Origin of the sequence: Streptomyces sp. NPDC048473, assembly GCF_043200155.1 — a bacterium.
GTDB lineage: Bacteria > Actinomycetota > Actinomycetes > Streptomycetales > Streptomycetaceae > Streptomyces.
Genome location: NZ_JBICXE010000113.1, coordinates 1 through 8,253, shown reverse-complemented (window position 1 = coordinate 8,253; position 8,253 = coordinate 1). Strand labels below are relative to the sequence as shown.

The 8,253-nt window shown below is 65.6% G+C and carries 4 protein-coding genes and 4 pseudogenes; 5 read left to right on the top strand and 3 right to left on the bottom strand.

Annotated features, from left to right (window positions below; all coding sequences use genetic code 11):
• Positions 1-88: 88 nt before the first annotated feature.
• Positions 89-604: pseudogene (locus tag ACGFU7_RS46975) on the top strand (IS30 family transposase); the annotation flags it as partial.
• Between the two features lie 4 nt (positions 605-608).
• A pseudogene (locus tag ACGFU7_RS46970) lies at positions 609-911 on the top strand (transposase); the annotation flags it as partial.
• A gap of 697 nt (positions 912-1,608) precedes the next feature.
• Here the strand turns inward: ACGFU7_RS46970 and ACGFU7_RS46965 are convergent.
• From ACGFU7_RS46965 to sigJ, 3 genes are all read right to left on the bottom strand, one after another.
• Positions 1,609-2,013: a DUF6009 family protein gene (locus tag ACGFU7_RS46965; RefSeq protein ID WP_393704846.1), complete on the bottom strand. Its 405-nt coding sequence runs from the start codon at positions 2,011-2,013 to the stop codon at positions 1,609-1,611.
• 252 nt (positions 2,014-2,265) lie between these two features.
• Complete coding sequence (locus tag ACGFU7_RS46960; protein ID WP_393704847.1) at positions 2,266-3,666, bottom strand: phage/plasmid primase, P4 family; 1,401 nt, start codon at positions 3,664-3,666, stop codon at positions 2,266-2,268.
• Between the two features lie 928 nt (positions 3,667-4,594).
• Positions 4,595-5,572 carry an RNA polymerase sigma factor SigJ gene (gene sigJ / locus ACGFU7_RS46955; protein ID WP_393704844.1) on the bottom strand — a complete coding sequence of 326 codons (978 nt, stop codon included), beginning with the start codon at positions 5,570-5,572 and terminating at the stop codon, positions 4,595-4,597.
• Positions 5,573-6,006: 434 nt separating this feature from the next.
• On the opposite strand from sigJ, the gene ACGFU7_RS46950 reads away from it, so the two are divergent.
• The 3 genes and pseudogenes from ACGFU7_RS46950 to ACGFU7_RS46940 all read left to right on the top strand — a co-directional run.
• Entirely contained in the window at positions 6,007-6,270 is a 264-nt protein-coding gene (locus ACGFU7_RS46950; RefSeq protein WP_393704842.1) for a hypothetical protein, read from the top strand.
• Between the two features lie 263 nt (positions 6,271-6,533).
• Positions 6,534-6,731, top strand: a pseudogene (locus tag ACGFU7_RS46945) (transposase); the annotation flags it as partial.
• A gap of 1,021 nt (positions 6,732-7,752) precedes the next feature.
• Positions 7,753-8,253: pseudogene (locus ACGFU7_RS46940) on the top strand (RNA-directed DNA polymerase); the annotation flags it as partial.

Here is an 8,253-nt window from a genome sequence, read left to right as displayed (position 1 = left end):
TTTGGGGCTTGCTTGAGCCGTGTGCGGTGAAAGCTGCTTGCACGGTTCTGAGGGGGCGGGGACATAGTAATACGTCCCCGCTACCCGACTGATCATCGGGACGGGCCGCTCCGCGATCGGCACTCTTGTCGAGCGCAGCAGCCGCTCCACGCTCCTCGTGCACCTGCCTCGGCTCGTGGGTTGGGGTGAGAATCCGCCCGTGAAGAACGGTCCCTCGCTCGGAGGCTATGGCGCGATCGCGATGAACGCGGCGCTCACGGCATCGATGACGCAGCTGCCCGAGCAACTGCGTAAAACCCTCACCTGGGACCGCGGGAAGGAACTCTCCGGCCACACCCAGTTCGCCCTCGACACCGGGACGAAGGTGTTTTTCGCCGATCCGCACTCGCCCTGGCAACGACCGACGAACGAGAACACGAACGGGCTGCTGCGTCAGTACTTCCCGAAGGGCACCGATCTCTCCCGGTGGTCGTCCGCAGACCTCGAAGCCGTCGCCCTGGCAATCAACAACCGGCCCCGCAAAATCCTCGGCTGGCGGACACCGGCCGAGGTCTTCGAGGAACAGCTACGCTCACTACAGCCCGGTGTTGCAACGACCGATTGAACTCGCCCAATACACGAGCAGGGCCTTCGCTGAAGCCTGCAGGTCAGCAGGGGTTCGGCGAAGCATGAGCTCGGTCGGGTCCAGCGCGGACAACGCACTCGCCGAGTCCTTCAACGCGACCTTCAAACGCGAGACCCTGCAGGGACGAAAGAGCTGGCCCAACGAGCGCGAGGCCCGACTCGACGCCTTCAGATGGCTCCACCGCTACAACACCCGGCGCCGACACTCCCGCCTCGGACAGCGATCACCGATCGCCTTCGAGAACGCCTTCCACCTCACACCAACTACGCTGGCACCAGCCGCATAACCCGTGTTCAGGATTCGGGGTCAAGGCCCCCCCACCTGGCCGGACCGATCCAGCCGGGCCAGGTGGGGGGAAGAGAGAGCAGTGGTTCCGAGCGCCGCGCCCGGGGGATTAGCGTTCGCGCCCGGAACCCACAGTGTCAAGTGTACCCGTCCCGAGGGGACACAGTGGCATCTGCAAGGACATTGTTACCAACGTTATGTTCGCTTGGTGTCTCCAGGCCCGAGACTGCGGGCGGATATCGATTTCAATCAAGGCGGGTGTGTCACCGAGCTCGATTCGGTACGAGGTGTTCGGCCCCGAGCTTTGGCCGGCTCCCAGCTGGACGGGCCCGGAACACCGCCCGAGCGACCGAGTCCGCTTGGGTCGCTGCCGTGGTGTCCGTACGAAGGTCCAGGTGACGGCAGGTCCGGACGCCGGTAACAGCGACTGGAGCGACTGAAGGCCCGTATCTATGACGCACACTTTTGTGTTCTCTGCCGCCGGGATAGTTCACAAGGTGCGTAGCTTGAGTCGCTGAGCAAGGGCTCGCCCCGCCGTGACCAGCGGTTTTCGGAGGCGGCGGGGCTCAGCGACCGAACCCGCCCGAGTAGCTCCGGCTTTTCTGCGGACGTACTCGTCCCGTCCGTCCGGCCCGGGAGAGAATCGAGGAGGGCCCCGTTTCTCGGTCCGGACCGCTGAGGAGGACACCGGCCTGCGCTCAGGCCTTCGGAAGGGTGATGCCCATCTCGCGCATGGCGTCCGAGGGGGGACCGCCCTCCGAACGCTGGGTCTTGTAGCCCTTCTTACGCGGGGCGGCGGTCCGCGGGTCGACCGACTCCGAGGGCGCGGCGGATGCGTACAGGCCCTCGGGCCGGCCGTCCCGGTCGTGGGGAAGGAGCCAGAAGACACGGCGTAGGAACGTCCCGGAAGCCCGTGAAGCCTGGGCGCCAGCCCCCAGCACGGCGTATCCCACCATCCGCCCGTCCCGGTGGTAGGGCGGTCTGCCCCGCCTCGTCGGCAGACGGTCCACGGTTTGCCGCACGTAGTCGAGGCAGCCGATGTCCTCGAGCCAGATCAGATCGGTCTCGTGGACGAGCTGCGAAGGTTCGATCAGGGAGCTCAACCGGTGGCCCATCCTTCCGCGGTCAGTGTCTGTGAGCGTGTGTCAGTGTCTTTCCCGCGGGTGGGACGCGCTTTGTCCGGGACGATGGGCGATGCGCCCCGTGGCGACCCGCCCGGCCCGGCCCCGGCGCGATCTGCCGCGGGGCACCGCGGTGGCCTGAGGGGCGGCGTCGCCGCTGCCGGGGGATTCTCGGGGCACGGCAAGGAAACGCCTCTTTCGTTGAGCTCTTGTTGCCCAAGCGAACCGGGCAGCTCACGAAGGCTTCTCGGAATCAGGGCCGAGCGCGATACCCGGGTAGAACTTGCGCTGATTGGAGAGAACCATCTGCTTGGGACTCATGAGACCCACCGTCTCTCGGACACGGGCGGCGAAAGCCCGGGAGGATGCCGGATTGGCGCCTTCCATATGACACCACTCCTTGTAGGCCGCGTACAGCTGGGCCTGTTCCGCGCGCACGGCGGGATGCCGGGTGCAGCGTTCGGTGAGGAACCTGCCCGTGTGGTCCTCGGTCTCCGCATAGGCGTTGGTGGCCAGCCGGACGCGTTCCGGCCCGGTCAGGTCCCGGGAGCCGTTCAGATACCGGCGCGCACCGCGCACGAGCCAGTGGAGGATGCCCGGCCCTTCCTCGGTGACCAGAACGTCCGCGAGGTTGTCGACCTTGCGGTCGTCGGCCACGACACGTTCGAACGGGATGAGCTTCATCCGGCGCCAGAAGGCGTAGCCGCCGGTGCCCACTTCGGGGCGGTGGTTCCCCAGGAGCCACAGCTTGTGTGTCGGAGGGAAGCTGAAGAAGTCCTGCCGCATGCGGCGGGCCTTGATGCGGTCGCCCCCGGTGAGCAGTTTGACCCGCGCCTCGTCGAACCGGTCACCCGGCTTCAGCTCGGAACACACGATGATGCGGCGACCATGCAGTTCGGCCAGATCGGTGGGATGGCCCTCGAAGGGGCGGGCCATGAGAAATCCGGGGGGCGCCGCGTCGGCGTAGTCGCCGAGCAGCTTGACCATCACGTCGAGCAGGACGCTCTTTCCGTTCTTTCCCTGTCCGTAGAGGAAAGGCATGATTTGGGCCCCGACGTCACCTGTGATGGAGTAGCCGAGCAACTCGTGCAGAAAGCCGATCATTTGCCGGCCACTGGCGTCGTCACCGAAGGTGTCCGTCAGGAAGCGGTCCCACCGAGGTGTGGGCATGGCATGGGGTGCGACGACCGTGGCCCGTGAGTTGTATTGGCTCTGCGGGTCGGGCGTGCAGAGATCTCCGGTGTAGAGGTCGACTACTCCTTCGGGGGTGCACAGGGCGTAGGCGTCGGCGTCGAGCGAAGCCGCGTTCAGCACCATGTCCGGCGCGGATTTGGCCTGCATCAACATCGCCTTCATGCCCGATGTGGACAACGCACGGCGGCGGTGACGGCGCAGAGCGGTGCTGGTGTGCTGTTCGAGCGGATCGATCTCCGTGAGCGATTCCGCCATTTCCCCGGCGGCCCACAGGACGGCGTTGTCCTCGTCGGGCTCCCATCGGTACCCGGACCAGCGGTACCAGCCTAGGCCGGGGACGTGCCGGAAGCCCCGCCCGTACAGGGAGACGAAGAGCTTCGCGTTTCCTCGATCGCTTAGGCTGTCCGGGATGATCCTGTTCCTGATGGTCTCCGTGTTCATGGCGGGGATGTCGTGGTCCGGTTCCGTGGTCCGGGCGGCCGGCATGGCTAGAAGGATCTGCCGGGCTGCCTCTTGTGGGTCGAACACCCCGTCGCCGCCCCAGCCAGGGGAGTCATTCACCTGCGGTCTCCCGGTACGAACGGTCGTCTTCCGCCTGCTTCGAGGCCGCCGCCGACGAGCTGCCCGGCACGGCCGGTGGGTAAGGCCCTGATGCGGGCGCCCGCACCGATGACAAGGAGTGCGGGGCCGCAGAAGACACCGGTGGCCGGAAGGGGTACCGGAGCGACACGTGTGGCGCACAGCGGGGCTCCGCACAGTGCCGAGTCGCTTTCGTAAATGCCAGTTCAGAGGGTATCTCTTCCTCCTCTCAGCGACCGAAGCGACGCATGTAGGGACATGCCGGGCGCGTTTACCGGCGTGAGAAACCCACTGCCGCGTACGGAATGGATCGATCCGTCGCACCGGCATGTTGTCAGCTCTGGCGTTCACAGCCACAGCATCAGGAGCGACTGAAGCGACCGTACCCCAATGTTGGTTTTTCCCCTACACAATCTGGGGCACCGGGTGGCATCAGCGGCTGCCGCGTACTGTGCGCACCAGGGTCCTCTTCGCGCAATACCTCCCTGCGTCGTATGCGTCACACGGCAGCGGACAACCCGAGACTGCGAGGGAGTTGAACAGCAGGAGCAGTGCCTGCGTCGCGGTCGGTGGAGACGGCCGGGCGCAGCGCGGACCCGGCGATACCGATGGGTTATGCCGGCTAGTGCACACTGTGCGAGGAACAGTGTGCACTGTGAGGCTGTGCTTCCCGGTGAGCCCGGAGGAGGACTCGCTGTGATCCTCCGGGCTCACCGGGCCGCGGCTGTCCCGGGGGCGGCCCGCCCGGCGGGCCCGTCCGGTGGGAGACCTACCGACAGTTCACCGCGGGTCATGACGAGCGGGGACCGAGCGAGGAGTGCCCACCGGTCGCGGACCGGTCCGGGTGGCCGGGGACGACCGCCTCGGTGGAGCGGTGACGCGACCGGGCGAACACCGCGAGTTTTTCGGGATTCATCATCCACATCACCTGCCGGATGCCCTCGTGCGACGCCGTGAAGGTCATGAGGACCACGGGGGCGTCGTCCTGGTGGAGCAGCACCCCGGCCTGTCCGTTGACCTCCACCCGGCGAGGGGCCGCGTTCGGCAAGTACTTCCCGATCATGGAGGAGAGCATGGCCACTCGGGCCCTGCCCCGTACAGGGACCCGGGCGGCGCCCCTGATCCCGTTCCCGTCCGAGTAGCTGATGGCATCGGAGGCGAGGAGCCCCTCCAGGGAAGTGACATCACCCGACTGGGCGGCCGCGATGAACGCCTCCAGCAGGCGCCGGTGTTCGGCGAAGCCCACGGGTTCGCGCTGTTCGGCGGCGAGGTGCTTGCGGGCGCGGCTCACGATCTGACGTGCGTTCACGACACTGAGCCGGAGGATGTCGGCGATCTGCGCATAGGGGTAGTCGAAGGCTTCACGCAGTACGTAGGCCGCTCGTTCGGTGGGCCCCAGCTTCTGCAGCAGGAGAAGCACGGCCAGCTCCAGCGCCTCCGCCCGCTGTGCCCCCACCGCCGGGTCCGCACTGGTGTCGAGCGGCTCGGGCAGCCAGGGCCCCAGGTACGTCTCCCGCCGCAGCCGGGCGGACTGGGCCACATTGATGGCCAGGCGGGTGGCGGTCCTGGCCAGGAAGGCAGCCGGGTCCACCACGACCGAGCGGTCGGTCCTGTCCCAGCGGAGCCAGGCGTCCTGGACGACGTCCTCCGCTTCGGTCGCACTGCCGAGCACGCGGTAGGCGATGCCGAAGAGCCGGGGCCGGAGCCGTACGAAGGTGGAGACCGCCTCGTCCAGGGTGCGCGTGGCGGGGGACGGTTCCGGGTGCATGATCCGGTTCTCCTCCGTTCCGGCGGGCCTCGGGGCCTGCCGTTGCCCTGCTCTCCGCAGTTGTTCGGACCGCGGCCCACCCCGTCCGGGGCTCCCAAAGGCCAGCATCCGTGAACTCGGAAATATCCTGAATACTACGTGGGCGCTGGATACCCGGGGCAAGCGCTCCCCCGAAGGGGCGCCGGCTCAGGGAGCCGGGGCAGTGGGGCCGGGGCAGTGGGGCCGGCGTTCCGAGGGTGATGGACAGTGTGAGACCGCGGCACCGGTACCGTGCCACGCACGGAGATCATGAGTCCCACGGACACCGCTCTGAGAAGGATGCGTGCGATTCGCCGTCCCTGGGGCCGGTGAGGGCCTGGGCCGACGGGAAGGAGGTCGCTCTCGGCCCGCCGTAGCAGCGTGCCGTACTGGCGATTCTGCGGCGCGGGCGGTCGGTGACGGTCTTCGAACTGGGCGACGCGCTGTGGGGCGAAAACCAGTCGACGGGTGCGGTCGGAGAGCTGCGCACGTGTGTGTCGCGCCTGCGCAGGGTTCTTGCTGAGGCTGCGCTGTGCGGCAGCGGCCGGCAGGCCGAAGCCCTCGGTGGCTTCGTTCATCTCCCAGGGTACCGGCTCAACTTCTGTTTGCGCCGTGAGGCGCTGTTGGTTCGCGTGGAGGGGGAAACCTGCGCCAACTCCCTGTCGCAGCAGTGTGGTTGAGGCTGAGGGCGGCCTGACCCGGGTGATGCCGGGGAGGGCGAGAGCGGCCCTGACAAAGCCGGGACGTGTCCAGTACTGCCAGATGGGGTGGGTCCGGCAAGCGTGATGGAGAGGAGTACGCGAGGAACCGGCGTTTTGCGTCTCTTAAAGTGCCTCCGGCTCGAACCTGGCGGATCGGGGCCGGAAGCGGTGCGTACTCGTTAACTAGGACTTGTCCGGCGCCGATCATGTGACTACTCGGTGTCCGAGTCGTTGATGTGGACATGGGGCGGGGTGATTTGAGTGATGCGGAGTGGGAGCGGTTGCGGCCGTATCTGCCGGTCAGCAATAGGCGTTGTGGCCGGTGGCGGGATCACCGGCAGGTGATCGACGGGATTCTGCACCGTGTGCGGACTGGTGTGCAGTGGCGGGATCTGCCGGAACGGTTCGGGCCGTGGAAGACGGTCTATGAACGGCGTGCGCCGTGAGGCGCTTTGTTGTATCCCCGGATTATCCGGGACGAACTCGGAGGAGGTTCTTGGATCACCTGACTCACCTGGCGGTGAAAGCCAAAGGGGACCGTAGCATGTCAGGAAAGCGGTAGCCGATCTGAAGGTGCATGACGACGGAGCGCCGCAAGATCCGCGCAATATGGTCAAAGCTGGATTGCTTAAAGCCTAATTTCCAGGGGCACAAGTAGAAACCCATCGGAACAGCACCTGAAACCGATGCTCCCGCCCTGCCTGGCTATGTGACGTTTGGTCGGGCACCTCCGGGATAGGAGACGCCTCCCAATGAGGGCGGCTAAGGAAATGAGTGGGCGACCTAAGTTGCGCTAGATACGTATAGCAAAGACGTACCGCGGGATCGCCTAAGGGGCGAGAGCCATAAGGTGACGGAGTGTCCGTAGTAGTCGCAGGGGTAACGACCTGCCGGGGAAGCCGGGAAAGCCGGGCCGCAGGACGAAGTTGCGCCGTCTAACTCGGCGTTGGATCACTCTTTCAGAGAGTAGAGGTTCGGAAGGAGAAGCCTCTGGATCGCCCGTCTTACCTGGACGCGAAAGCGCGAGGGGACAACAGCATGACGGGAAAGCGTGAAGCGCTGCGAAGGCGTTTAAGGTGCTGTCGCGCAAGGTCCGTGTGATATGGCGAAGACCAGACTGTTTGAAGCCCAGTTCCCAGTGATGGAAATGTGCATCCTCCGACATACAACGCCCGGAGCGGAGCCACCAGTATCAGGCGAATCCCCTTTGCTTCGCCCCAATCTTCCGGCTGGTGGGCGGTGGGCAACGAGCTCACTCAAGGGAACGGACGGGTCGCCTACGTCACGCTCGATACGTCCAATGCAAGAGGAATTCGGGATTGCCTAAGGGACGAGATCCCTACGGTGACGGAGTGTCAATAGTAGTCGTGGGAGTAACGCCCCACCAAGGAGAGCGGGAAAGCCGCTTACAGGGCCAAGTGGCACAGGTTCCACGATATCCGGAGAGGCAAGGTACGCGTAATGCAGAGAGCCGAAGCCCTGATGGAGATCATCCATGAACGCGGCAAGAGAGGATTGCCACTGGAGAGATTGTACCGGCACCTGTTCAACCCGGAGTTGTACTTGCGTGCCTACGGGAAGATCTACCGTAATGACGGTTCCATGACGCCCGGCTCCACCATGGAGACCGTGGACGGCATGAGCCTGAAGAAGATTCAGGTGATCATCGATGCGCTGCGGCATGAGCGCTATCGGTGGACCCCGGTCCGGCGTGTGTATATCGAGAAGAAAGGATCACCAGGGAAACGCCGCCCTCTGGGGCTGCCCTCATGGTCGGACAAGCTGCTGCAAGAAGTAATACGCTCCCTGCTGGAAGCCTATTACGAGCCGCAGTTCTCCGACCGCTCCCACGGCTTCAGGCGGGGGACAGGGCTTGCGCAAGTTCCCGAGTCGCCCAACTGGCGTGAGGATGCAGCGAGTTGGGGAGGGCGACAGAGCGGACACGGGATCCGTGATCATTCA

Coding starts and splice junctions, on each gene's coding strand:
- ACGFU7_RS46960 (WP_393704847.1), bottom strand. CDS start 3,666: ATGAACACGGAGACCATCAGGAACAGGATCATCCCGGACAGCCTAAGC.
- sigJ (WP_393704844.1), bottom strand. CDS start 5,572: ATGCACCCGGAACCGTCCCCCGCCACGCGCACCCTGGACGAGGCGGTC.